This window comes from Methanothermus sociabilis (assembly GCF_055392295.1).
On record NZ_AP042467.1, the window covers coordinates 777,364 to 802,619 of the forward strand.

The window sequence follows — 25,256 nt, forward strand, 5'->3', positions numbered from 1 at the left end:
GATAAAAATGAATTTTAAGAGAGAAGTAATAAGGCAAACAATACATGCTTCGGGAGCATGCTTTATTTTACTTGAAAATTTTTTTCCAAATTATTTAATTGGATCAATAGCCTTACTTTTTAGCTTAATTGGGTATTTCATTTGGTATTTAGATAGAAGAGTATATTTAAGCTTTATATCTAAAATTTTGAGAACATGTAGAAGAAATAAAAAAGACAAGGGATTTATTTATTTTTTTATAGGGATTGGACTAACTTTCCTTTTATTTAATAATAAAGATATTATAAATGCTGCAATTATAGTTCTATGTTTTGGAGATGCCCTATCTACAATAGTTGGTAGATTTTATGGAAAACATCCTTTTCTATTTGGGGAAAAAACATGGGAGGGATTCTTAACATTTTTATTCACATCTTTTTTTTGACAATGATAATACTTGACCCAATAAGAGCATTTATTGCAGCATTGGTGGGCGCATTGGCAGAAAATCTTCCACTGGAAGATAATATAACGATACCTCTTTTTGTTGGCATTGCTTTGAGCTACTCCTCATAGAGTTTCCTACTTCATCAAGAAAAAATATAGTCCTAAGTAGGGCATTCTCCCAAACAGACAATCAAAGCTACTCCACTCTTCAACAATACATGAATTTCATTTAGATTTATCATGAAAATTAGGTTTTTTCTAGATATTATTGCATTTTGGACAAAAAAGAAATTAAAAAAATAAGAAAATCATTTCTCCGGCCTTCTCAATAGATATCCTGCTGCTATTAATGCAATCAATATTATAACTCCGATTATTCCTGCGAATGGAATTCCTGGCTTTCCAATTCCTTTAGATACTGGTGTAATCTCATATGCTTTTCCTGCTCCTTTACCTGCTGCAGCACCTGTAATTCCTGCTTTACCTGCTGCTCCAGCAGCTTGAGCTGCTCCTCTTGCACCAATTTCACCACCAACTCTACCTGAAGGACCTGAAATTCCTGGTGAAACTCCCCTTGTTGCTGCAGTTCCAATTCCTACTCTTCCTAATGCAGTTGGAGCTCCTAGTTGTGATGGTGCTCCTGGAATGGATGTTGGAATTCCAGGGATTGAAGGTTGTGGTGTTGTTGGAGCTCCTGGGATTGAAGGAGCAAATGCAGCATTTTTTGTTGCTATATATAGCTGAGATCTTACTGAATTTAATAGATCTGGATTTACATAGTTTAATGCCCATCTTATCATAGCTATATTTCCACAACTGCAATCACAGCATGCTGGTCCATATCTGGCTATTAGAGCTGCCCATCTATTCATGAGGAATCTCATTGTATTCGCATCTAATTTTAATCGATTTTGATGTGCTAAGGTTAACAATGTGCCTATCCAATGAATCTGATCAAATGGATTGTTGTTAAGCCAGTTTGAAATGCCTAAATTATATTTATCTCTTAAATACACATCTATGAATTCCTTATACACATCACTACTAATCTCTCCTGGAACTGTAGTCTGCCAAATTTTCAGAGATTCAATGAATGTTGAAATCCTATAAGCTCCTGCCTGGCCTTCACTCATCAATGCTTTAATAAATTCTGGATTGAAATATCTCGTTCTGAGATCCCTTGCAATATAATCACTTAAAGAAAGTATTTCTGGATTAAATTTATTAGAAGTTATAGCAATCCTAATTTTTGGAGTTTCACCTGTTAATACTCTTATTGTCATTGCCAATCCACCTAAATAACTTGCCATAGCATCATTTTCTGCAACGCCAACTACATATGTACTTCTTCCTTGATATATACCTGAAACTCCGCTCAATAAATCTTTAAATAAGTCTGTATTCTTCTCACCCCAGGTAGTCTCTGAATAGAAATTACTCATCCTATTTATGAAGATATTTGATAAATCTGTCTCGTTTTTCCAGGTCCATGGTTGATCTATAGCTTCTTTTATGCCAGTTCCATATCCTCCAGCAGGTGGGCCCACTATCCTTAATATTGCATAATTTCCTGCTTTTTCAGGTTCTACTCCTGATGCTATATATTTTTGAACAGATTCTAACCAATGTTTAGCTACATAATTTTGATCTATTGGATCATCGCCTTTTACTAAAAGTTTTAGATCAACTAATGGTTTCACTGCCGCATCTAATGCCTTTACTATTGTATCATTATATTGTCTTGCTATTGTATTATAAGATGCTGCAAGAGCTAATCTAAATGCACGATCAAGTAATACTGCAACCTGTCCATAAGCATCTCTGAATAAACCACTAATCATGACAATTGCATCGATTCTAGGCCTATTTAGAGTTGTTAGTGGTGTTAATTTAATACCAGAGACTCTTCCCCCTGCTGCCCAGGTTGGCTCCACACCTAACAATCTTAAAACAAATGAAACCATTGCTCCATCGTCTCTAGCTACATCAACTCCAAATATAACGACAGCCAGTTTTTCTGGCGGCTTTTCATATTCTTTTAATGCTAAATCAGCAATCTTTTTTCCTAATTCATATGCAGATTGTGTTGGTATCAATGTTGGATCTGTTGCATAGAAGTTCTTTCCAGTTGGTAAGACATTGGGATTAACAATAGGATCTCCACCAATCTGTGGAGCAACGTATCCACCATTTAAAACATTTAACAATGAATTTAATTCAGAATTAAAACTTTGTTTCAATTTGTCGATGAGATCTTTTCCTAATTCTAATTTCTTTGTGATATTTTGTGAAACTGTGATATTTTTTCCTAACAATATGTCTTTTATCCATGCCTTCACTTGGTTATAAAGTTCATCAAACATCTCAGGTGTTATATTTTCATATGAAATTCCTTTTTCCTGTGCCAATAACCTTATAATAGATGGATTGTCAACTCCACCATCTATACTTAACATTGAAGCTACAGTTTCAGCTATTTCGTCTGCAGTCCATTCTTTTCCAAATGTATGTAATCCATAGGGCATCAATGTTGTTTCAATTTTAATTAAGTAATCTGAGCATGCTTTGATTAATTCTTCATCGCTTAAATTAGTATTTATTTCAATTTTAGATCTCTCTATTAATTTCTTTATATCCTGTATATATGCCTTTTTGAGATTTTCATCTATAGCTTTTTTATAATTTTCTAATAATGTTTTAAGATTTAATAAGTCTCCGTATAATCCTGACAACTTCATTGGAGGTGTTAAGTAATCTATTATTACCCCATAACCTCTTCTTTTTATTAATAATCCATCAGCCACGTTGTCGACTCTGTATAGATGAATGTTAGGTGTATCTCCAATAACTATATCTGGGAAATCAAAATCTAGTAATGCTGTTTGCTTTCTAGGAAGATGTTGATAAGTTGTGTCTACACCAATGTGAATCATTGCATCTGCATTAAATTCTTTATTTATCCAAGCATAGAATGCGAGATATTGGTGATGTGGAGGAAGTATCAACGCATGTAACAAAGCATCTGGATTTCCTTCGTAACCTAATATTGGTTCTGGCCCAATGAATACATTTCCAATAATAATTCCAGGTATAACAATATATTTTGTTCCATTTTTAACTATAGTCATCAGATTGCCTGGAGGCTCTCCCCAACCTGCAAGTCCTGTAATATTTAACAGCATGAACTCTTTTTTCATCCTATAGAATTCTTCCCATGTGCTCGTGCCATTTATTATTGATCTCAATGTGCTTACAATTTTATCCAGTATTTCTAATCCTCTTTGTGATTTATTAGGACACATCTTTATACAATCTCTCATTTCTTTATACCATTTGTCAAGGACTTTTGTTGCAGTGCTGAGAATACCTGGATCCTTTTTACTATAATTCAGAGCAAATTTTATTATTTCTTCTATATATCCAAGAGGACCTTCCACAACATACTTTTGAGCTATTGGATTTAAACTGCTAAACCATCGTTTATATTTCTCTGCTTCCCACAATATCGAATTATTAGCAAGTTTCTCAAGTTCTCCTGGTGCCCATGGTGCCACATTTATGCCTTTAGTTCTTAAAATTTCAACAAATTCTTCAACATTTGGTATTTTGTCAATTGTATATCCTGCTTCCTTTAATTTGTTAAGTATGTTAATGATAGACTCTGGAAGATTTAAATAACTAGTTCCTATGTTCCATTTTCCTACACCATTCTCATATATAATTGCAATCTTTTTATCTTTATTTGGTTTAATTTTCAATTGTAACCATTTTTCAACTCTAGAAACAACTTTAGATACTCTTTCATCAATTACAGAATATGAACTCAATTCACAACCAGTTAAAGGATCTACACGTTTATCTAGTGCTGCAATAGCAATAGGCTCTATCAGTCCCTGTGATTCTGGGAACACTAATTGCCCTGCTATATCGTCTCTACTCCATGGTGTTAAGCCATCATCAGAAATTAACCAATCTTTAACACTTCTACTTTCAATTTGAATTATTTTTATAACAGGAATATTTAGACGTTGTAATAATGCCACAACATTTTTTGAGGCTGGTCCTCCAAGTAAGTAAGTATGTGGTGCTAAAATTATATCTACAACTGGTTTTACAGAATCTGGATTTGATTCATACTCCTTTACAGACTTTGCAGTTGTGAAAAATTCAACAATGCCTGCATATGTTTCATAACCATATCTAGCAACAACAGGTATTACATTGTAACCTTTAGTTGTCAATTTCTCAATTAATGAATCAATTCCTGCTGTACCTCCTAGTGCCACATAACTATCTAATTCTATAATTCCAACAGTTGGTTTTTGAGGATTTAATGGATAATCTTTGAAATATTCTGTTAAATTATTATAAAATTTTCCATTTCTGTAAATTACATGCCGTGAAAACACTTTAACCTCGTCATATTTTACATACACAGGTTTTTTGTTGTATTTCGCCCACATATCTATTGCACAAAGTATTAAATTCTTATCATTCTCTGTACTTGGATAACAATAATATGAATACAATTTTGCCCATTTTTGTATTTGTGGATATTTATTTACATATTGGCTTAACATCGTTAGAGGATTGTCAGAAATTTGAGTATAAGCACTGACATTGTATATATCCTGATCAGGAATTCCTTCAAATATTTTCTTACCATCAATCTGAGACAATTTTACAGAATCAACGCCTTCAGGACAACGTAAATGCACAAAAAGTTTGTCATTTGTTAAGACTCCTGGACTTTTCAATGTATTAACAAGTTTTGTATAGGTTTCCATAGTATGACCAATTGATTTTACAATGATAATATCTGAACTTTTTATCATTGCTGTTAAGTCATCTGAAGACATTTTACTTATCTGTTCACCAGTCCTAACAGTGATATTGAATTTGTCTTTATATTGAGGATACTCTTCATAAATTTTATATGTTGCTTCAACCGAATGTCTTGCATAGTGAGGTGGATTTAAAATTAATATGTTTATTTTTTCATGATCTGTAGTATTCTCTGCGGCTGCAGTCCCTAATAAGGAGAAAATCAGTAGAAATGTTATTAGAATAATTGTTCTTCTCATAGATTTCCCTCCATCAATAAAATGTTTAACATTAGTAATAATATTAAAATTTTTTGTTTTTTCATTAACAATTAAAATAATTAAAATTAACTTCAATAACGAAGAGAGAGGTAAATTTCAAGTGTAATAGCTAGAGATAATCAGAGAGGGGATAGTTATAAGTTATAACTTATAAGTTATAAGCGAGGAAAATAATGCTGAAACTATAGCCAAATACAAAATTATGGAAACTACAGCCAGCCTGACAGCCTTATCTATTGAATTTTCATTTAACTTCCCGTCATCTCCCAAAACATAATGGCCTGGCTTTTCTAATTTTGCTTGTAATGCACCAGCAGTGGCTGCCATTGGATAACCTGCATTTGGACTGTCAGGAACCTTAGAATCTCTTAACATTATTTTAAAGCTATTTCTCCAATCCATATTTAAAAGTAGTGAAGTAAAGACTATTAACATTCCAGTGATCCGTGCAGGTATAAAATTAAGTATATCATCTAATTTCGCTGGAAACCATCCAATTTCTCTATACTCTTTATTCTTATATCCAATCATTGCATCAAGTGTATTCACAACCCTATAAAATACTGCACCATATATCCCAAAAAACAATGCATAAAAAATCGGAGACACTACAGAATCCACAATATTTTCACTTAAACTCTCTATGGCCGCTGAAATAATTTGTGTCCTTGATAATTCACTTGTATCTCTACTTACAATTTCAGATACTTTTTTGCGTGCAGATTCTATATCATCCAACCTCTTTTTCACTTCTAATGGATATTTAATAAGTAATTTTATTGAAAACGTAGAAGATAAAATTATTGAATAAAGAATTATTTGTAAAAACATTGGAAGAAAAGCTATGAAATAAAGTGGAATTATATAAAGTATAGAAGTGAGGAAAGTGATTATAACACCTGAAATTTTCTTATTTGGTAATCTTACATATAAGAAATCTATAGTTTTACCAATCCAAACAACAGGATGAATTCTAGTTGGAAGTTCTCCAATTAAATCCAATATTATCGCAAAAAACAAAATAATTAAAAAATTCATTGTTGGTGCCTTTTCTTTTTTAAATAAAGCTCAAGGTATGACCTTCTCTCAAAATTATTCTTTATATTTAATTTTTTACAAATTTTAAAGGCATGGTCCACATATTCTTTAATTTTATTTTTATTTTTTACATTCTTCTCAACTTCAATAAATTTACCAACTTTATATACATCATCAAGACAAATCTCAAAATCTTTAAACTTGTAAATTTTTCTTTTTTTCTTTATTGTTGCTACTGCTTTGTAACCAAGGAATTTAAGTATTTCAACCATATTTTTTAAATTTTCTATACCAACTTCAACCTCTTCTCTAGTTTTACTAATTTTATCTATTTTTGGACCTTTATATGTTAAAATTATTTTAGTTTTTTCATTTTCGATCTTTCTAATTCTCAATGCTTCATCAGTCTTTGAAAAGTCTCTGTCTGGAGCATTGAAATAAATATCTTCTTGATATATTTCCTCAATTTTTTCTGCTCCTAATTTTTTTAACCTATCTTCAATTTCTTTTAAATTATTAACATGGGCTTTCACTTCGACTTCCATGAGCTACTCCTCAATTTCCATACTATTTAGTCTATTTAAAACATGCATGAGACGAATAATTTTCATTTTTTATTTTAATATATATAGTTTTTTCTAAGTATTATTGCGTTGGAGAGAGAAAATCAATTTCAATAAGAAGAGAGGGAGGTAAATTTCAAGTGTAATAGCTAGAGAGAATTAGGGAGAGATAGTTATAAGTTATAACTTATAAGTTATAAGTGAAATAGAGATAGACTTATTAAGTATGTTAAGACAAAACATTTTTATATTGTATTCTGCCTAAAAACAAAATAATCAGTTGGTTTTATAAATAGACTAAATAGTATGGAAATAGAAAAAAGGTGATAGTTTATGCCTAAAGCAACGTTAGCTACAGGAATTATAGCAATAGGTGCTGGTCTAGCAATAGGTTTTGCAGGTTTAGGAGCTGGAGTAGGACAAGGAATAGTTGGATCATCCTCAGTTGGAGCAATAGTTGAGGATCCTGGATCATTTGGTAAAAGCCTCCTATTTACAGCTCTACCAGAAACTCACACAATCTTTGGATTCATTATTGCTATAATGTTGATAATGTTTTCAGGAATGATGGGTGGATAAGCTACTTCTATTTTGAGCTACTCCCTACGGAGCTTCCTGATTCATAGAGAAAACTTGCCCAAAGACTATATCCCTACAGGAGATAGTCCTGAGTAGAGGTTTTCTCTCAGGCAGGCTATCTGGGGCTGTCTTTTCCCTGACATCCAAACTTTTTGGGTAAATTATCATATAAACAAAAATAAAGGTAGTGAAAACTATGATCTATTATATTATCTATTTTATTACCGGTCTTCTAGCAGGAGTTGTAGGTGGACTTTTGGGCACAGGTGGTTGTGTCATAATGATGCCAGTAATTCGTTTTGGTTTCCATTTTGATCCGGCTATTGCGGTAGGAACAACTTTAACTGCTGTGGTTTTTACTGCCGGTTCCGGTGCCTTTCAGCATATCAAAATGAAAAATGTTGATAAAGAAACTGCGCTTTTAACCGGTTATTCAGGAATTTTAGGAGTAATTATCGGCTCAATTATTTTTGGCTACATCAAAAATCATGGTAACCTGATTGATTTGATTGTTGGTATCGCTTTCATTTTTGTTTCTTTACGAATGCTTTATGAGGGATTATTCGCCAAAATTAAGCAAGTTGAACAAGTGCAAAAAATTCCAGGGACGCCTCTCTCTAAAACGATTATAGGTTCAGTTATTGGCACTTTAACTGGTATTATTGGTTTAGGAGGAGGCTATGCTCTTGTCCCATCGTATACTTTATTCTTGAGATCTCCGATAAAGTTGGCTATCGGTACTTCTATGGCTGCTTTTGTCTGGATAGCTTTGGTTGGTGCCATCTACAAATTATTCCAAGGAGTTGTTAATATTCCAGCAGCGATTGCTTTGGGCATTGGTACAGCGATTGGAGCGATTTATGGAGCAAAATTAGTAGCGAAATTTAAATCCAATGTCTTAAAAATCTTGTTTGGTCTTTTATTTCTCTATGTCTCTTTGAAATATATATTAATTTACTTTGGCATCGCTATTTAACCACTACAGAGATAAATAAAGTGAATAGGATGTGATTCTAGGGATAAAACTTTGTAGGAACTGGGATATTAAGAGGTAACTAATCCACAAATGAGTAAAAAATTGAAAGTGAGGGCATGATGGTGAAATCAGATTCAAAGACCTCTTCTGTCCTTCATTTATTTTTACCATTATTCAAGCCGGACTTACAACCTCTAGCGGTCCTGCAATGGTTTCATATATTAAAGATCTGTGTGTAAAACAGAACAAATGGCTTGATAAAAAACATTAAAGAGGATTAAAATTGAACAAGAGTAAAAGAAGAGTTATGTATATTTTTTAAAACAAGTGCTAGTTTTATATTTCATTTATATTAACTACTTTTTCTTATTTCTCAATCCCTATAGAGTGGAAATCTGTTTAATTCTGAAAAAATATTAAAATAAAAAAATTTATTAAGTTGGGCAGACAAAACATGAAAAACATGAAAAAAGTAAAAACCGGAATTCCTGGAATGGATGATATATTACATGGAGGAATACCTGAAAGAAATATAGTTTTGTTGTCTGGTGGTCCAGGCACTGGAAAAACAATATTTTGTCAGCAATTTCTATATAAAGGTGTTAAAGAGTATAATGAGCCAGGGATTTTAGTAGCATTAGAAGAGCATCCTGTACAAATCAAGGAAAATATGAAACAATTTGGATGGGATGTTAGAGAACTTGAAGAAGAAGAAAAATTTGTCATAGTTGATGCATTTACATCTGGAATAGGACGTGCTGCAAAAAGAGAAAAATATATAGTAAAGGATCCAAACGATGAAAGAGAATTAATCGATGTTTTAAGAACTGCTATAAATGATATTGGAGCTAAAAGAGTAGGAATTGATTCCGTAACTACCCTCTACATAAATAAACCAATGATGGCCAGAAAAACAGTGTTTCTATTAAAGAGGGTCATTTCCGGTTTAGGATGCACTGCTATTTTTACATCTCAAATTTCTGTTGGAGAGAGAGGATTTGGAGGCCCTGGAGTTGAGCATGCTGTTGATGGAATTATAAGGTTAGATTTAGATGAAATAAAAGGAGAATTAAAAAGAAGTTTGATCGTTTGGAAAATGAGAGGAACCAATCATTCTTTAAAAAGACGTCCATTTGATATAACTGATAAAGGAATTTATGTACACTCAGATAAAGTATTAAAAATTAGATGAAAGGTGTTAGTTATGATTCCATTAGTGCCTACATCAAAAACTGAAATAAATAAGTTAGAACATGTTTTAGTGTTAGGAACATTGTTTAGACCCGAAATTTTGAAATTAATAAAGGATCCTAGAGAAAGAATTACCTGGGTTGAATCTTTAGCTGTTGCTTCAGGGAGCATAGCAAGAGAAAAAGCAGGGTACACTGTAAGGGAAATAGCGGAAGAATTAGGAAGAACAGAACAAACAATTAGAAAACATGTGAAGGGTGAAACAAAGGCTGGAAAATTAGTCAGAGAAACCTATAATATGATAAAAGAAGGAAAACTAGACATGTCAGAGTTGGAAGATTTTTTAGAAACTACTGTTAGAAAAGAAGAATTAGAATCAAAATTATCAAAAGTTAAAGAATTAGATAAAAAATTAGAGGAACTTAAAAAAGAAAATGAAAAACTCAACACAAAACTAGAAAAAGTCAGGGAAAAATTGGAAGAAATATTGGAGGACATAAAATAATATTATACGTACATTCTGTCACTTTCTTTACCTTTTTCAATATCTTCACCACATTCTTTATGTATTTTCCACAAAACATGGAGTTTTGCCTTAAACACCCTCTTTATGGTAGACATCAACTTGTCTTTACTTAAACCATCTTTATATATTACGTCTCTAACAACATAACCCTGCAATACATCGTCATTTTCCTGAATTTCAAAATCAACAAGAAATTTATTCAATGAAAATTTTATATCCCACATAAATTCCCTACGTTCTTTCCTGTTTAAATCTCTAAGTTTTTGCACATGTTCTGGACTAACTTTCGTAGCACATCCAACAATAATCACATCTGATTTTCCAAGAGGTTGTATGACATCCATGTAATGTCCTGGAGGACATTCAATTAAAAAATGAAAATTTGCCGATTTATCACTCATTTCTTCCTTATACATATCTTCCTCTAATAACCATTCTCTAATTTTTTCCTTGATTTCCATATTTTTTACACACCCTATGTTTTATATACTTTCAAAACAAAATCACATACCTGATTTTCAAAATATGGTGGATCTAGTAGAATTGATTTTTTTATTTTCACAATATAAACATTGTCATCTGGTATTGAATTTAAATTTAACCAGATTACTTGCTTTTCACTTTTTACCATTGATTTTATTCTATCGTTTAAATTATAAAATTTTTCTGAATTGAAATCATTATTAGGATTTTCCACAGTATTTAAATTCCACAAAATATTACTTGCATTTGATATTAAAAAATAATTGTATTGATTAAGTTCAGAAGTAGTGACAGAAAAATGTTTTGAAATTTTTGATGGAATAGGGCCTACTTCAGAATCTGTTTTGTTTGCATCAATCTTTACCACAACACAATCTGCAAAAAAATCACACACTACGGTTCTATTTACAACCACAACTTCTTGAGAAGAAATAGGTGGATCATCCTTAATTACAATTTTTCCTCCATTTTTTGGATAAAGTATTAAGCTTGTGGTCGTATTTGGCAATATTTTTCCAATTAATTCATCATAATTTTCTTTTAATTTTAAAATTTTCTTAAAAGATAAGACATTCCCACTATTTTCTTTTTTTAATCCAGGTATTACATCGCTTGAATTCCAAGTCCCATAGGTATTTACGAGAATGTCTACTGCTCCTCTTACTTGTCTCTCTAAATTAAATCTATAATATTGATCACTTGTGTTTTTTATTAAATTATCAACTGTATTTACAGAAATTCCAAAAATAATTACGATAACTATAAGAGAAAGAAGTAAATCTGTGGATAATATCATTTTTAACCCCTATTTTTAGCTATAATATAAATTATAACTATTACGATACCTATTGCAACAATATAATCAAGTTTATGAAATATTTCAACCACCGATTTCCAATGTGGACCTAATGAATAACCTACATATGCTAACATATAACACCATGGTATAGAACCTATGAAAGTATAAATACTAAATTTTTTTAGATCCATTTTGGCTGTACCTGCAGGTAATGAAATAAATGTTCTTACAATTGGCATTACTCTACTTATAAATACAGCTTCATGTCCATATCTTTTAAACCATTTATCAGCCATTTCAAGTTTTTTCTTTGTAATAAAAATATATTTACCATATTTTTCCAAAAATGGTCTTCCACCTTTTATCCCAACAAAATATGCAATCCACGACCCAACTAAATTTCCTAAAGCTCCAGCCATAACTACGAGATATAAATTCAAATTTCCTTTCCAGGCAACATAACCGCTAAATGGCATTATAATTTCACTAGGTAGTGGAATACATGCGCTTTCAAGTACCATAGTGAAAAAAATGCCAATATATCCTGTTGATTCTATCAGCGAGATTATAAAGTTAGCGATTGTTTCAACAATGCCTGCCATTTCTTCACCCCAATTTTTTGAGCTACTCCTCATAGAAAAAACTTGCCCAGAAACTATCAGTTTTCTCTCAGACATGCGATGGGGATTGTCTCGTCCCCTTTTTAGGATCTGCATGCCGATATATAATCTCTTAACTTATTTTTTAATCCTTTTAATGCTCCCAGGTTTGGGCTACCCCCTACGGAGCTTCCTACTTCATAGAGAAAACTTGCCCAGAGACTATATCCCTACAGGAGATAGTTCTGAGTAGAGGTTTTCTCTCAGGCAGGCTATCAGGGCTACCCCATCCCCTTAACAATATTCTACATGCTGATATATAATCTCTTAGTTTATTCTTATAGGTTAATCCTTTTGATGTTCCCTTTGGATTTACCTTCTTAACAATCTTACCGGCCCTTTCAGCCTTGTAAGATAGAAGTATATATAGTTTTTTCTAAGTATTATTGCATTGGGGAGAGAAAGAAAGAGTAAGAGAGAGTTGTGTATATTTTTTAGAACAAGTGTTAGTTTTATACTTCATCTATATAAATACTTTTTCTGTTTTCTCTCAATCCCTGATAGAGTGGAAATTTGTTTTTCACAACAATAAGAAGAGAGGGAGGTAAATTTCAAGTGTAATAGCTAGAGAGAATTAGGGAGAGGTAGTTATAAGTTATAACTTATAAGTTATAAGTGAAATAGAGATAGACTTATAAGTATGTTAAGACAAAACATTTTTATACTGTATTCTGCCTAAAAACAAAATAATCAGTTCGGTTTTAAAATAGACTAGGTAGTATGGAAATTGGTGTGGATAACCAAAGTCTACTTCATATGGATTGCTTTTAAAATAGACTAAATAGTATGGAAATAGCCCCTAATTATCTTTGGAGGATCAGTTGTAAAATCAATAACCGTAGATGGTTCCCCACGCAATGGTCCTACATCAATTGCTAAATCCACATTTTTCAGTTGTTTAATTATTTCTTTAACAGTTGGCGGTGTTTCCCTACCAGATATATTAGCACTAGTAGCTGTAATTGGAAATTCTTTTGCTAATTCTATTGAAATTTTACTTTTTGGAATTCTTATTCCGACTTTCTTCTTTCCAGCAGTTAATACATCCGGAATTATATCTTTTTTTTCTAAAATTATAGTATATGGACCTGGTAATAATTTAGAAATCTTTTCTTTTTGTTTATCGTTTAAATAAGCAACTTTACGAATCCAACGCATGTTTGGAACACAGATAGAAATAGGTTTGTCAAAAGATCTTTTTTTTATTGAATAAACTTTTTTTATAGCATCTTCATCAAATGCATTAGCTCCAAGGCCATATAATGTATCTGTAGGATATATAATTACTTTACCTTCGGCTAACATTCTCCTGACTTCATTTAAAACTTTTGTTTTTGGATTATAAGGATCTAATTTAATTATTTTCATAACTATAAATTTATTTACTCTATTTTAAATATTATAATTTTATAAAAAATTATTTCAAAACTTAAAATATTAAAAAAAGGGGTGAAAATTTGGAAAGAGGTTATATAATAAGTAATATGACTTTTCTACTAATAATACCTTTAATTTTATTACTTTCAGCTGTTTTTTCGTTTATAAATATGGAGAATTCAATAATTCTCAACAAAAAATCCTCTAAAAATGTTATTTATGCAGCAGATGATATTGAAAACAATGTACCAATAATTGCAAGGAAAGTTATTGAAGATATGGCATATAATGTCATTGATAACAATGTCAGCTATACAAATAGTTCAGATAGCGCAAAAAAAATAATAGAATTAAAAATAAACGAAATATCTAAAAAATATGAGAATAAAGGTATTAAATCAAATTGTATTATAAATTATTTGAAAACAAATGGTAATGATCCTTTTTTGATTGATATAAACTTTTCATTAGATGTTGAAGAGGGAAATGTGAAACATCAAGAGACCATTACAAAAGAATTTTCAATTGAAGGCTTACCAGACCCGTTACCTTTTATAAAACTAAGAAAATATGGAAATCTGCATCATGATAAATCTAAAATATATTATGGAGATTCTTTAGCAGCGTATTTATCTGAAAAAGGATTAAAAAATGTTTCTTATTATAAAAATGCAATTTCTCCATTTTTAATCAAAAAATGTCCTTATGAAGAATATACAACACATAACAACACAAATATTTTGCTAAATTGCCTAAAAAATGGCTATTACCATGAAAGCCATGATGGAGCATGTTATTTTTATAGATTAAATGGAAAAGGTGTTTCTGATGGACGTGAATTTGGAATTGAAACTTTTATTGTACCTTCTACCCTAATAGAAAATGTTAGTGCACCAGTATCAGTAGATCATGTATTATTTTCTGATACAAATACATATTATGGATTTTCGTTCTGTTTTAATTCAACAAGCTCCTTTTCAGGACTTTTTTTAGACAATGGACACAGGAAAAAATATGGTATACTTCTATTTCTATTGCTTGAGCCTCTTTTCGATTTCCATACCATTTAGTCTATCTTAAAACCAGCTTCATTTGCACATGGTTGTAAATATTTCGTATTTCCATACTATTTAGTCTATTTTAAAACAAGCCCTTTAATCATCAACTCATCTATCTTAGACCTTGATTTCCATACTATTTAGTCTATTTTAAAACACAGTTTCGCTGGCTCTGGAGTGAACACAGAGTACAGATATTTCCATACTATTTAGTCTATTTTAAAACTCATCTGTGTATAGTATGGTATCATGAGATCTTTATATTTCCATACTATTTAGTCTATTTTAAAACGAAGATGCATAAATTAAATAATTTATAGCTAAACTGCATTTCCATACTATTTAGTCTATTTTAAAACGATGATAAAAAAACAGAAGATGTAGAGAAGCTGAAGAGTAATTTCCATACTATTTAGTCTATTTTAAAACTTCACCTCCGTGGAATGTAACTACTGTTACACTGTATTAATTTCCATACTATTTAGTCTATTTTAAAACGTTTTTCCTCCTTCGCTTTCTTTCCATGCAGATCTAGCATTTCCATACTATTTAGTCTATTTTAAAACGCTGACCTACATGGCTGCTTATGTTGCAGAGGAGCTGTATTTCCATACTATTTAGTCTATTTTAAAACAAGCTCGCAGGATTTGCGTTTTACTTTAATGAAACAGATTTCCATACTATTTAGTCTATTTTAAAACCTGGAAGAAGCTTTGAGAGAGATATAAGCTTCTTGCATTTCCATACTATTTAGTCTATTTTAAAACAAAAGGGGAAGGGGAGACAGCTTAATGCTTAAAAGACTTATTTCCATACTATTTAGTCTATTTTAAAACCGTTTCTCAGCAGTAGATAAGTCTCTTGCTAAAGCTTATTTCCATACTATTTAGTCTATTTTAAAACTTGAAAAGAGAGAAGAAGCTTTAAAATGCTGAGAAGATTTCCATACTATTTAGTCTATTTTAAAACAAAAGCAAATACAGTATTGAAGTGAAAGACAAAAAAAATTTCCATACTATTTAGTCTATTTTAAAACCGAACTGATTATTTTGTTTTTAGGCAGAATACAATATAAAAATGTTTTGTCTTAACATGCTTATAAGTCTACCCTTAATAATGAGTTTCATTTATAAAGACTGACTTAAAGTATAAAATCAATAGTGTTTTTTTCAATTCCAAGAACATATAAAGAAACATACTTTTTACTAGGAAATTTATAAATCATCACAGAGTCACGAGTTTCATCTATTAAGTCCTTGAGACTTGTTTTTATCTCATTGAACTGTGCTTTACTCACTTCACCCTCAAATACAGAGTTTTGTCTCCAATGGAGATAACTTTTTAAAAATTTATGAACTCTGTTAACTCTTTTGACGTCAACATCGTATACTATCAGTAAATACATCTAATCACCTTATTTCTATACTATTTGGTCAATCTAAAACGCTAAAGAAGATATCTGTTCAATGTTTTGAATTTAAATTAATTACCACCATGCCTTGAAACTTTCATATTTTTGATCACCTAAGACATGTTTTATTAATTTATATGCCTCTAACCTCATCAGATATTTATATGATACTCTCCTTTTGAGTTTGGGGTGTTTTATAGTTGTATCGAGCTTAGCCTGATATTCTCTAAGGAAAATTTGTTTGCCTCTATCGTTGAGCATTACACCAAGGTCTCTATCAAAATCCTTCTCAGAAATCATGCTATTATTTACTATTTTAAATATTACTCGACTAACTATTAGAGGTTTGAAAATATCCGCTATATCTAGAGCAAGTGAAAATCTCCTCTCAGCAGGTTCATGCAAAAAGCTAATAGATGGATGAAGATAAGTATGATATATTTCAGATAGTGCAGATACATATAATAATGAATTACCAAAGGATAGTAATGCATTTAATTCAGTTGTCGGTGGTCTTATTTCTCGTTTATCCATTTTAAATCTTTTAAGGATGCTGTTAAAGCTTTGATAATAATAATTCCACATCCGCCCTTCGTTGCTCATTACTTGCGCAACATCTCCTTCTACAACCTCTTTCTCTATCATATCAATATAGCTGTCAACAGCCTTCCCTCTTTTTTTGTAGTACTTCAATGATTTGAGTAAATTATGTTTAATGCCAAGAACCATCTCCCTAGCAATTTCAGATCTCTTCTTGGGATCTAAATAATACTCTGACTGTTTTACTACGACAAGTCCTGAGTTAAGCTGCACACGTGGGTACAAAGATCCCTCATAATAACCATACTTATTGAAAAAATTAACAAGTACTCCCTTCTTCATCAATATAGATAATGCTCCTGATTTAATTGAAACTTTACCATAACAGTTTATCTCATTTATACGATTTATTGGGAGAGGTTTCTTAATATCCTTATTGATGAAGTATAATGTACTTCCCTGGTGGGATAATATCCCATTGGAAGTTATATATAATGGATCTTTCACCGAAATCACCTAGTTAAATCATGCAGAATTCATAATAACTACATTTGCGACAATAAGGTTTATAAATAGGTTCAGGAGGAGATTCCATTCTAACGACCGTTTTTATGCCCTTCAAAATTTTTTCTATTTTCGATTCCACTTCAGACGTTAGGTAGAGTTCTTCCCTTTTCTTTTCAGCGGGATACACCACCATTCCTCTCGCGTTTTTACCCGTAAATTTCTTTATGTACCATAAGTAATAGTAAAGCTGATACCTGACGGGTTCTTCAAGACTACTTGACTTTTTTATTTCAAAAATCGTCAGATTTTTCTTATTTATGAAATCTATTGAAATTTCACCGAAATTTATGCATTTCTTTTCTCTTGAGAAACTTTTTTCATGGAGAAGTCTTCCTATAAGTATGTCGTCGTTATCATAGTTCATGTTTATCTGGTTTGCGAAGAACCATAATTTCCGCTTACAAACCATATAGTATTGGACCATGACCCCAGTTACTTTCATGGAACCACTTTGAACCTATATAATGTTCCAACCTTCCTCTTCAACAATCTCAAAACCACATGCGTAACTATAATTAACCCCATGGATAAGATAGAAATTTTTCATATCATCTACCTTGCCTTCGCGTAGCATCTTAAGAAATAGCCATTTGTATATTCCCACAGTATTTTCAAACTTATCAAGGTCTTTTTCATTGAAATATACAGCTGGAACTACATTAACTTTTTCAAACTTCTCATCAGTATCTCTAATTGATAGTAAACGTGAAATTTCTTCCATGTTGTCAGTCTTAAAGCGGATAGTGTAAGGTCCTCTTTTGATGATTTCATCATATTTACCATACCCTCTTTTAAGTTTTCTATTAAAAGAAAACTTAATTTCTTCTATTTCAAGAAGGGATTTGTAAAGATTGAAGACCATTTCACTCATTTCACCGAGGGATGGCTTCCCATCTTTTATTATATCCTTTGAACACTCTATTAACTCTTTTTTGTAAGGATAAACCCATTTACCGTTCTTAGTTTCAGCTTCTATACAAGTTTCTATGTAAACTTCTCCTACTTTATGGGAATCTTTAGATCTATTTATTCTACCTAATCTCTGCGTTATTGCGTCTATTGGTGCTATTTCAGTAAATAGTACATCAAAGTTTATATCTAAGGAAATTTCCACGACCTGTGTCGCTACCACGACTAATCCTCTATCCTTCCATTTTTCTTTAACCTCAATTTCATTTTCTTTTTGTTTTCTATGTTCCTTTGTGAATTGTGAATGATAAAGAATCAGATTAGAATTCTTATCAAACGACTCGCTTGTTCTAAAATATCCAGACTTTTCCAAGGCCCTATAAACTTCTCTTGCCTTATTGACGGTGTTAACAACGACGAGTACCTTCTTGTTATTATTAAATTCACTTATTATGTTGTCTATTTTATCAAGAATTGAAGAATTTTCGACTTTCAATGAAAATGGTCTGTACTCAAAAAGACTTTCTTCAGTTATCAAAGTATAATTTAGATCCTTTAAAAGAATATTCTTAAGATTTTCAGGGAATGTTGCGCTCATTATTGCAAATTTACAACCTCGATTATTAAGTTCTTCCAATATTCTTTTTAAGACACCCAACATTTGCCAATCATATGAATGAACTTCATCGACAATTAAAAGACAGTTTTCTATATTCAATTGAGAAAGAGGCCACTTATGAACGTTGAAAAAACTCAAAAGAAATGAATCTAAGGTACAAACTGTTATAGGTTTTGAAAAGGTTTTGTTAATTATCTTTTCCTTCCATATTTCTTCCTGATCGTCAGCATATTCTTCTGCAAGTATAATAGAAGACGATCCATGTAATATACCGACTTTATCCTTTCCAAAATAATCCTTAAGACGTTTATACATCGAATTGCTGGTTACCTGTGTGGGCATGGTATATATTATCTTAGTGTGTTTATTTTTGACGTTGTTTAAAGCCCATAAAAGAGCTGCTTCTGTTTTACCTTCGCCTGTTGGTATCTTTATAAAGATGTTGTCTGAACTTTCAGAAGCTTCCTTTTGGAATCTTTTTAAACCATGAAATTCATGGCCTCTTGAAATTACTCGGGATTTTATTTTATTTATAAGTTCATTCTTAGAAATGAATTCCATGTCAAGTTCATAAAATCCAGAGGAAAACCAATCTGCTCTAATTAAGTTCCCTGTGATAAAAGCATAAATTTCTTTTATTTTTTTCTTTTTTGAAAGACTAGATTGATTGAGAATACTGTTTAGATTATCAATAATACCTTTCTCCTGAAATCCCCATGAAAAAGTGCATCTTAATAAATCGTAAGGACTCTTTGACGGCAAATTAAACTTAAATTTATAAGGACATGACTTATTAAAAAATTCTTTATAATAATTTTTATATTGTTTAGCGAATTTCAATGTCTCTTTAAAAAATGTAGGAGGTTTTAAATCCCTAAACTTTTCACTTCCGTAAATATCATCATGAAGAAGTGTATGGTGTGTGAGTATTGAAAGTGTAATATAATCAACATCGTCAATTTTTGGCATTTCAAGATTATAAGTAAAGTAAACAGAATATAATGGGTGATATGACTTCTGTTTCTTTAAAATTTTATCATTATAAAACTCAAGAGTCCCTTTTCCTATATCATGGAAAAACACTGCGAAAAATAAAACATCTAAAAGTAATTGTTTTTCAATGTTGTGCCTTTTTGCAAATGAATCAAAAGTTTGACTATTATCATTTATAAATTTTTTCAGTGACTCCAGAGCTTCTTTTGTATGCCCTTCAAGAGTGAATGACTTTTCATTATTGGTCTTTGCTATAAGATTTACTTCAAAAAAAGAGGGATCTATATTATATAATTCTTTAAATTTGGTTTTATAATTACTGACAAATTCCTTTAAGTCCATCATTTGCATCATGGGAACCAACCTGAAATTTGATGGACTGCTCAGTATAAATTCATAGTATCATAGGAACTCTATGTTATAATGGTAGTCTTCGTCAAAGTAAAGATCCTTATTTCTGTTTAATTTACATTGAAGACCCACAAACTCTACTATTTGGACAAATTTGGTGGGTTTCCTAGGAATTACATTCCTATTAAAATTGAGATTGACTGAAATTATCCTAGGAGGGAATAAATTTGAATTGTCTGTTTTCAGAGGACAATATCTAAAATCCATGCCCTCTTCTAAGGTAAATACACTATGTACGATCGTGTCATTCTTTGGTTCCACGGTAATTTTTTTTGGTTCTCTTATGATCACCATCTCATCATCCATGCCAAGAGATGGAACTCTTGAAGGATACATCAAAAATTCCATCATCTTTTCCAAAAGATGGGGATCTTCTGCTGATACATAGATTAAATACTTACCTCTGTAAATTTTTTCGCGTTGGAGTATGTCTCTACCAGCTCCAGCAGACTTCCATTTTTTAAAAGTCCATGCATCATTGAAGATAGAGTTTATATAGACAGGGATTATTCCAACCCGGACTTTATCAAGAAGTGCGTAATAGTCTCTCTCATTTTTACCCATGATATTTGTGAGCATGCCCACAACTTGCGTCTTTGTTGGAGCCAGGTATGTCAATTGGTAAATGGATGTCTGGGGCATCCTAAAAGAATTAATAAGGCCCTCAACAATGAATCTTACTGCCTCCATTTTAACACCAGTCATACCCAACCTTTTATATTGTCAAGGGCTTTGTTAACAGAAGTTACATTTTCTTTAAATTCAGATTTTATCTCCTCTTCATTACTGAATATACCAGATCTTATACCAATATAGTACTCAGCTATTATATCTTCAAATTCATCGATGACTTCCTTGATAGGACTGATGTCAATACCACCATCTTCATTTACGTTGAGAGCATTGAGGAAAATAGGCGTGCCTGCTTTTTGCCTTGTAACAACTACAAACTTTGGTGTTAAATCATCAAGAAGCCTTGCTTTTTTTGCTCCTCCATCAATACTTTTAAGTGCATCTACCAGATACGCCACCCTTCTCTTTTTTTCATCAGGGTCAATAACAGTATCAATCTCATAACTAAGTTCATCGACAGTGGATCCTATTGCATCCATATCTATTACAATTGTCCCCTTCATGAAGTTGAAGGTGTTTATTTCAACTTTAACAAAGTCTCCACCTTCCTGACCTTCTTTTTTTCTCGTTAAGAGATCATTGTATCCATTCCATGGGAATATACTTATAAGAGGAGAGACCTTTACAGGTGACCACCTTCTAAGAGCCATTGATTTAGAACGTTTAACAGCTTCCATGAAGCCAAATAAATCCAGATCAGGGTGATTCTTCAGTATTTCATTATACCTACTCTTATCTTTGCTTTTAGATTCTATTATATACTCTCCATTCTTATCTACTTTTGTAAGTTTCATTCCAAGCTGATTCATTGTCTCTTTGAGGTAGTATCTTAGTGCTTGCCCAGAAACATAGGGGTAATAGTTCCCCTTATTATCCTGAACTTTTTTTAAGATCACCATGTTTCCAGGATTTTCACTACTGTTGAGGTTATCTATGTTAACCTTAGTTATGTACCCTATATTTACAAATGTCCTATTCATTTTAATCCCCTCCTTTTTTCTTTGCGTATTTAGTGGATAGGTATTTTTGTATAGCATAAATAGCAAGATAATTCCTTATTAAATTTATACTGTTTTCTTTTGTATCCATTAATATCTCTTGAATCAAATCACTGTATCTTTTGTCAGTCCCTTCTACTCGAGAGTTCCAGACTGCTCCCGCATCTTCTTTTAATATTTCGTATTCAAGGTTTTTGAAGAACTCACTAAGTCTTTCAAAATTTCCTATTTCTCTAATAGAATATAAAACATCTTTTTTATCGTATTGAGCTGCGAAATATCCAATCCTGTCTCCGACAAGCCGACACACATTATGCAATTCCTTAATATCAGACATTCCAATTACCTCCAAATATTTTGTAAGAAATTTATAAAGAAGGAATGAGTTAATACTAGAAGGATTATTTTGTGAAAGATTATAAAAAGACAAGTCACTCAAAACAGAGTCTATAGGGAGTCCGAAGAGGATCCTTCTTGAAATTTCTTCTCTGGGTAAATTCTTCATTTCATATTTGTTTATACCTTTGTAATATGAATAATTCATTAGTAAATTTAAGAAAGGAGTACCAGATTCGTTTCTTAAATTTTTAATGCTGTCAAAAAATTGTGATATGTACGAAAGCTTATTGTAAATCTCTAAATCATCCACGCCCTGGTTGGTAACAACAAAATAATATATGGAGAGATAAGCAAGTTTATCCCTGTCAATTATTTTTTCCTTAATTTTATGAATTAGAAGGAGCAATCTTGAATAAGGACCGCTTGTAACAAAATCTCCGCGTTTTAGAAAGTTTGTCTTTTTTGAAGATTCCTCAAGATAATCCTCAGGAATCATCAGTCTCTCCTTTATATTATATAAAAAGCGGAGGGAAGGAGCCGATATCAGGAATACATTGTTATTAACAAAATAATTATTTAATAGACCATACTTGTAGATAAGATCACACATAAAACAAACTATAATATCTTTTTTTGACCTTAAATCTCTAAAAGATGGCCTTTTGACACCCCCTCCTACACCAAAGTCAAATATCAAATTGGTAGATTTTATTGAAAAAGACCTTTTTTTGCCGTTATCGTCTATATACTTTGAATACTTATTTCCACAGAAAAAACATTTGTCTCCTGCCTGAATTTTTTTAATTTTTGATGAAATAGATTCTCCAAGTCTTTTTGGTTCCAAGTATATCATTACCATATTTCTTTTACCTCTTTCACCATACTGGAGCTTGCCACTTACCTTCCCTTCAAAATTACTTTTAGCCTTGGTCTCTTCATTTTTGAGGGCTTCGAGCTTTTCCTTTGATACTTCCATTCTAGGTAAAAGATTGTTTGTACGCTCAGATCTCCGTAAATATGGTTTGACATCAAGTTTTGGTGCTATAATGACCTTATCATTTTTTGGATCATAATAAGGTTTGTAATTTTTGGTTTCCTCAAATGCCCTGGAGTAATAAATATTTCTTAAAATAAAATAGACATCTTCCAATTCCTTAAATGATCCATGGAAGATAATTTTATTATCTAAGAGTTTAAATTTGGAATCCCCATATTTCACGGTGTATTTATCAATATTTTTGAATCTTTCGTCTTTTTTAATATTTAAAAAGATGTTCACGAGCCCATTATCGTAAAGAAAATCCCTTTTCTCAAAACTTATTTTGATCATTTTATACTCCCCACTGTATTTAGCATTCCAAATCCCAGTGAATTCTTCTCACCAATGCCACAATCTAATATAAACCTATAAAATCTTTTGTTGTCCATATTAAACTTTTCAAGATTCTTCCAGAGCGTCCCTATGACAATGAACATTTTACCTGCCCTTTTAAGTCTAACAGCAACCTCTCGAGCGTATTTAACCCTGTCAAAAATGTTTCCATCGAAATAATAATCATCATCATGAAATGCATTATACTTTTTCAAGGCATTTTCTTTCAATCTTTCCATAAAAAATGAAAGGTCACATGATTTTTTCATCGAAAAATAGATATTTTCCCTATTATTTTTATACAATACTACTGGCGTGCTCGTTATAAATTGTCTTCCAAATCGGGTTTTAAAAAGACTCACAGATTCCAACTCAATTGGGATCTTTCCTAAATAATATGATTCATTTCTTTTAATTTCCTTTTTAATCGTTTTCAAAAGCCTAGGCGCTGGTGAAGAAATTATTAAATTTTTAGTTTCTCCTCTCTTAAAATTACTTATTGGGAAAATATTTGAAAAACAAAAATATTTGAAGCCTCTTCTGTCATGGTAACTTTCAAATTTAGAACTTCTCTTTAAAAATGAGTAAATAAATCCCTGAATAGTATAATTATTGACTGAGGTGTATCCAAAATCTTTCTTTGGTTTAAACTTGATAAGTAGTCTCATCATTCAACCTCTATTTATAATAAAAAAATAATACTTAACTTCTTGTATATAAAAGTTATCATTTTTTAATTACCTTGTATTAATGTTAAGATATTTATTTAAGTTCGTAGATTAAACTCTGATTTTGTGTTGTGGGTCAGTTAAATGTTTATATCATTCTGTTTCCTGAATACCGTAGATAGGTTTGTGCGAAGTCATAATATGATACTGCATGTGTTTCCTTATTTAGAATCTCCTTCTAACAACTAACACAGTAATTAAAATTAGAAGCATGCCAATTAATATTCCATCTATAGACGTTATTTTAGTTTCTCCTGAAGTATTATATTTCGTTTCTTTTAAATATGGATTAGCTTCATTTGGAACGTCTGTTTCTTTTAAACTATTAAGCACTGCAGAATATGCAACTGATGCAGCCTTATCAAAATGCTTCTCCACTATACTAGGATCTCTAGTTTTTAACCACTTATACCAATCATTCTTTTCATTTTTCGCTGATGACATCAAAGTATAGAGATCTCCTGGAATATACTTGATCTGTGGTGTATAACCAATAACTTGAGACTCATACATCTCATGATCTTTTTTTGACTCTTTAGCTATATTATGTGGAGCACAGAAAGAATCAGATATATAGTGAGTTGCAACTCCAAAGCAATAACTTGCATACTTGTAATTTCCTTTCTTCCAAGCATCTTTGCCTTTATTAAGCCATTTCTTAGCTTCATAATAAGCTGGAGGGAAATGGTGTTTTTTGAAGTCCTTAAATTTTAAGTCAGGGGCTGTTGAACCCTCCTTCATAGCTTCGAGGTCAATTTTGCTTTGATATTCAGAAGGTAGGTTGTTGTAGATCAATTCAACTATATAGCGATGAGATTCTTCTTTCCATCCATAGCTAAAGCTAAATGTAAATGGCAAAGACAGAACTAAAGCTAATAGGAAATATTTCTTGATGTTCAAGAAGCTCACATCTCCATACTATTTAGTCTATGAATGCCTTGTCTTAACATACTTAA

At 31.5% G+C, this 25,256-nt stretch carries 22 protein-coding genes and 1 CRISPR repeat array; of the genes, 6 read left to right on the top strand and 16 right to left on the bottom strand.

Annotated elements, in window-relative coordinates:
- The first annotated feature begins 7 nt into the window (after positions 1–7).
- Entirely contained in the window at positions 8–424 is a 417-nt protein-coding gene (locus ACZ5LY_RS04305) for a diacylglycerol/polyprenol kinase family protein (protein ID WP_464577037.1), read from the top strand.
- A 2-nt stretch (positions 425–426) separates the two neighbouring features.
- The gene (locus tag ACZ5LY_RS04310) at positions 427–555 is read left to right on the top strand and encodes a hypothetical protein (protein ID WP_281034183.1); all 129 of its coding nucleotides are present in this window, start codon (positions 427–429) and stop codon (positions 553–555) included.
- A 179-nt stretch (positions 556–734) separates the two neighbouring features.
- Here the strand turns inward: ACZ5LY_RS04310 and ACZ5LY_RS04315 are convergent, their stop codons facing one another.
- The 3 genes from ACZ5LY_RS04315 to cyaB form a co-directional block, all read right to left on the bottom strand.
- Complete coding sequence (locus tag ACZ5LY_RS04315) at positions 735–5,510, bottom strand: cobaltochelatase subunit CobN (RefSeq protein ID WP_464577039.1); 4,776 nt, start codon at positions 5,508–5,510, stop codon at positions 735–737.
- A gap of 162 nt (positions 5,511–5,672) precedes the next feature.
- Entirely contained in the window at positions 5,673–6,569 is an 897-nt protein-coding gene (locus ACZ5LY_RS04320) for a cobalamin biosynthesis protein (RefSeq protein WP_464577041.1), read from the bottom strand.
- Positions 6,566–7,114 carry a class IV adenylate cyclase gene (gene cyaB, locus ACZ5LY_RS04325; RefSeq protein ID WP_464577043.1) on the bottom strand — a complete coding sequence of 183 codons (549 nt, stop codon included), beginning with the start codon at positions 7,112–7,114 and terminating at the stop codon, positions 6,566–6,568. Before cyaB ends, ACZ5LY_RS04320 begins: the two co-directional genes overlap by 4 nt.
- Positions 7,115–7,465: 351 nt before the next feature.
- Here cyaB and ACZ5LY_RS04330 point away from each other — a divergent pair, with 351 nt between their 5' ends.
- The 4 genes from ACZ5LY_RS04330 (at position 7,466) to ACZ5LY_RS04345 (ending at position 10,383) form a co-directional block, all read left to right on the top strand.
- On the top strand, positions 7,466–7,711 hold the full coding sequence (locus ACZ5LY_RS04330) for a V-type ATP synthase subunit K (RefSeq protein ID WP_464577045.1): 246 nt from the start codon (positions 7,466–7,468) through the stop codon (positions 7,709–7,711).
- Between the two features lie 196 nt (positions 7,712–7,907).
- Positions 7,908–8,687 carry a sulfite exporter TauE/SafE family protein gene (locus ACZ5LY_RS04335; RefSeq protein ID WP_464577047.1) on the top strand — a complete coding sequence of 260 codons (780 nt, stop codon included), beginning with the start codon at positions 7,908–7,910 and terminating at the stop codon, positions 8,685–8,687.
- Positions 8,688–9,141: 454 nt separating this feature from the next.
- Positions 9,142–9,879, top strand: coding sequence for a KaiC domain-containing protein (locus ACZ5LY_RS04340; RefSeq protein ID WP_464577049.1), 738 nt, complete (start codon positions 9,142–9,144; stop codon positions 9,877–9,879).
- Positions 9,880–9,891: 12 nt separating this feature from the next.
- The gene (locus ACZ5LY_RS04345) at positions 9,892–10,383 is read left to right on the top strand and encodes a transcriptional regulator (RefSeq protein ID WP_464577051.1); all 492 of its coding nucleotides are present in this window, start codon (positions 9,892–9,894) and stop codon (positions 10,381–10,383) included.
- Between the two features lie 2 nt (positions 10,384–10,385).
- On the opposite strand, the gene ACZ5LY_RS04350 is transcribed toward ACZ5LY_RS04345, so the two are convergent.
- From ACZ5LY_RS04350 to ACZ5LY_RS04410, 13 genes are all read right to left on the bottom strand, one after another.
- Complete coding sequence (locus tag ACZ5LY_RS04350; RefSeq protein ID WP_013414197.1) at positions 10,386–10,865, bottom strand: DUF2299 domain-containing protein; 480 nt, start codon at positions 10,863–10,865, stop codon at positions 10,386–10,388.
- A gap of 14 nt (positions 10,866–10,879) precedes the next feature.
- A complete protein-coding gene (locus ACZ5LY_RS04355; protein ID WP_464577053.1) occupies positions 10,880–11,683 on the bottom strand; it encodes a hypothetical protein in 804 nt (267 codons plus the stop codon).
- A gap of 2 nt (positions 11,684–11,685) precedes the next feature.
- Positions 11,686–12,288, bottom strand: coding sequence for a DedA family protein (locus ACZ5LY_RS04360; RefSeq protein WP_048060596.1), 603 nt, complete (start codon positions 12,286–12,288; stop codon positions 11,686–11,688).
- An 834-nt stretch (positions 12,289–13,122) separates the two neighbouring features.
- Positions 13,123–13,713, bottom strand: coding sequence for an L-threonylcarbamoyladenylate synthase (locus ACZ5LY_RS04365; protein ID WP_464577056.1), 591 nt, complete (start codon positions 13,711–13,713; stop codon positions 13,123–13,125).
- Between the two features lie 1,062 nt (positions 13,714–14,775).
- Positions 14,776–15,816: a CRISPR direct-repeat array (repeat unit 30 nt; unit sequence ATTTCCATACTATTTAGTCTATTTTAAAAC).
- A gap of 105 nt (positions 15,817–15,921) precedes the next feature.
- Positions 15,922–16,185, bottom strand: coding sequence for a CRISPR-associated endonuclease Cas2 (gene cas2 / locus ACZ5LY_RS04370; RefSeq protein WP_013414201.1), 264 nt, complete (start codon positions 16,183–16,185; stop codon positions 15,922–15,924).
- Positions 16,186–16,266: 81 nt separating this feature from the next.
- Positions 16,267–17,238, bottom strand: a complete 972-nt coding sequence (gene cas1b / locus ACZ5LY_RS04375; protein WP_464577058.1) for a type I-B CRISPR-associated endonuclease Cas1b — start codon at positions 17,236–17,238, stop codon at positions 16,267–16,269.
- A gap of 13 nt (positions 17,239–17,251) precedes the next feature.
- Positions 17,252–17,722: a CRISPR-associated protein Cas4 gene (gene cas4 / locus ACZ5LY_RS04380; RefSeq protein ID WP_464577060.1), complete on the bottom strand. Its 471-nt coding sequence runs from the start codon at positions 17,720–17,722 to the stop codon at positions 17,252–17,254.
- 33 nt (positions 17,723–17,755) lie between these two features.
- Entirely contained in the window at positions 17,756–20,161 is a 2,406-nt protein-coding gene (gene cas3, locus ACZ5LY_RS04385) for a CRISPR-associated helicase Cas3' (RefSeq protein ID WP_464577062.1), read from the bottom strand.
- Positions 20,162–20,221: 60 nt separating this feature from the next.
- The gene (gene cas5 / locus ACZ5LY_RS04390; protein ID WP_464577064.1) at positions 20,222–20,920 is read right to left on the bottom strand and encodes a CRISPR-associated protein Cas5; all 699 of its coding nucleotides are present in this window, start codon (positions 20,918–20,920) and stop codon (positions 20,222–20,224) included.
- Between the two features lie 11 nt (positions 20,921–20,931).
- Positions 20,932–21,843: a type I-B CRISPR-associated protein Cas7/Cst2/DevR gene (cas7i, locus tag ACZ5LY_RS04395; RefSeq protein ID WP_464577065.1), complete on the bottom strand. Its 912-nt coding sequence runs from the start codon at positions 21,841–21,843 to the stop codon at positions 20,932–20,934.
- Position 21,844: 1 nt separating this feature from the next.
- On the bottom strand, positions 21,845–23,530 hold the full coding sequence (locus ACZ5LY_RS04400; protein ID WP_464577067.1) for a hypothetical protein: 1,686 nt from the start codon (positions 23,528–23,530) through the stop codon (positions 21,845–21,847).
- Positions 23,527–24,240, bottom strand: a complete 714-nt coding sequence (cas6, locus tag ACZ5LY_RS04405; RefSeq protein ID WP_464577069.1) for a CRISPR-associated endoribonuclease Cas6 — start codon at positions 24,238–24,240, stop codon at positions 23,527–23,529. The genes ACZ5LY_RS04400 and cas6 overlap by 4 nt, the downstream gene beginning before the upstream one ends.
- Positions 24,241–24,465: 225 nt before the next feature.
- Complete coding sequence (locus ACZ5LY_RS04410; RefSeq protein ID WP_464577071.1) at positions 24,466–25,200, bottom strand: zinc dependent phospholipase C family protein; 735 nt, start codon at positions 25,198–25,200, stop codon at positions 24,466–24,468.
- Positions 25,201–25,256 lie beyond the last annotated feature (56 nt).

Coding starts and splice junctions, on each gene's coding strand:
- ACZ5LY_RS04305 (WP_464577037.1), top strand. CDS start 8: ATGAATTTTAAGAGAGAAGTAATAAGGCAAACAATACATGCTTCGGGA.
- ACZ5LY_RS04310 (WP_281034183.1), top strand. CDS start 427: ATGATAATACTTGACCCAATAAGAGCATTTATTGCAGCATTGGTGGGC.
- ACZ5LY_RS04315 (WP_464577039.1), bottom strand. CDS start 5,510: ATGAGAAGAACAATTATTCTAATAACATTTCTACTGATTTTCTCCTTA.
- ACZ5LY_RS04320 (WP_464577041.1), bottom strand. CDS start 6,569: ATGAATTTTTTAATTATTTTGTTTTTTGCGATAATATTGGATTTAATT.
- cyaB (WP_464577043.1), bottom strand. CDS start 7,114: ATGGAAGTCGAAGTGAAAGCCCATGTTAATAATTTAAAAGAAATTGAA.
- ACZ5LY_RS04330 (WP_464577045.1), top strand. CDS start 7,466: ATGCCTAAAGCAACGTTAGCTACAGGAATTATAGCAATAGGTGCTGGT.
- ACZ5LY_RS04335 (WP_464577047.1), top strand. CDS start 7,908: ATGATCTATTATATTATCTATTTTATTACCGGTCTTCTAGCAGGAGTT.
- ACZ5LY_RS04340 (WP_464577049.1), top strand. CDS start 9,142: ATGAAAAACATGAAAAAAGTAAAAACCGGAATTCCTGGAATGGATGAT.
- ACZ5LY_RS04345 (WP_464577051.1), top strand. CDS start 9,892: ATGATTCCATTAGTGCCTACATCAAAAACTGAAATAAATAAGTTAGAA.
- ACZ5LY_RS04350 (WP_013414197.1), bottom strand. CDS start 10,865: ATGGAAATCAAGGAAAAAATTAGAGAATGGTTATTAGAGGAAGATATG.
- ACZ5LY_RS04355 (WP_464577053.1), bottom strand. CDS start 11,683: ATGATATTATCCACAGATTTACTTCTTTCTCTTATAGTTATCGTAATT.
- ACZ5LY_RS04360 (WP_048060596.1), bottom strand. CDS start 12,288: ATGGCAGGCATTGTTGAAACAATCGCTAACTTTATAATCTCGCTGATA.
- ACZ5LY_RS04365 (WP_464577056.1), bottom strand. CDS start 13,713: ATGAAAATAATTAAATTAGATCCTTATAATCCAAAAACAAAAGTTTTA.
- cas2 (WP_013414201.1), bottom strand. CDS start 16,185: ATGTATTTACTGATAGTATACGATGTTGACGTCAAAAGAGTTAACAGA.
- cas4 (WP_464577060.1), bottom strand. CDS start 17,722: ATGGTCCAATACTATATGGTTTGTAAGCGGAAATTATGGTTCTTCGCA.
- cas3 (WP_464577062.1), bottom strand. CDS start 20,161: ATGGACTTAAAGGAATTTGTCAGTAATTATAAAACCAAATTTAAAGAA.
- cas5 (WP_464577064.1), bottom strand. CDS start 20,920: ATGGAGGCAGTAAGATTCATTGTTGAGGGCCTTATTAATTCTTTTAGG.
- cas7i (WP_464577065.1), bottom strand. CDS start 21,843: ATGAATAGGACATTTGTAAATATAGGGTACATAACTAAGGTTAACATA.
- ACZ5LY_RS04400 (WP_464577067.1), bottom strand. CDS start 23,530: ATGATCAAAATAAGTTTTGAGAAAAGGGATTTTCTTTACGATAATGGG.
- cas6 (WP_464577069.1), bottom strand. CDS start 24,240: ATGAGACTACTTATCAAGTTTAAACCAAAGAAAGATTTTGGATACACC.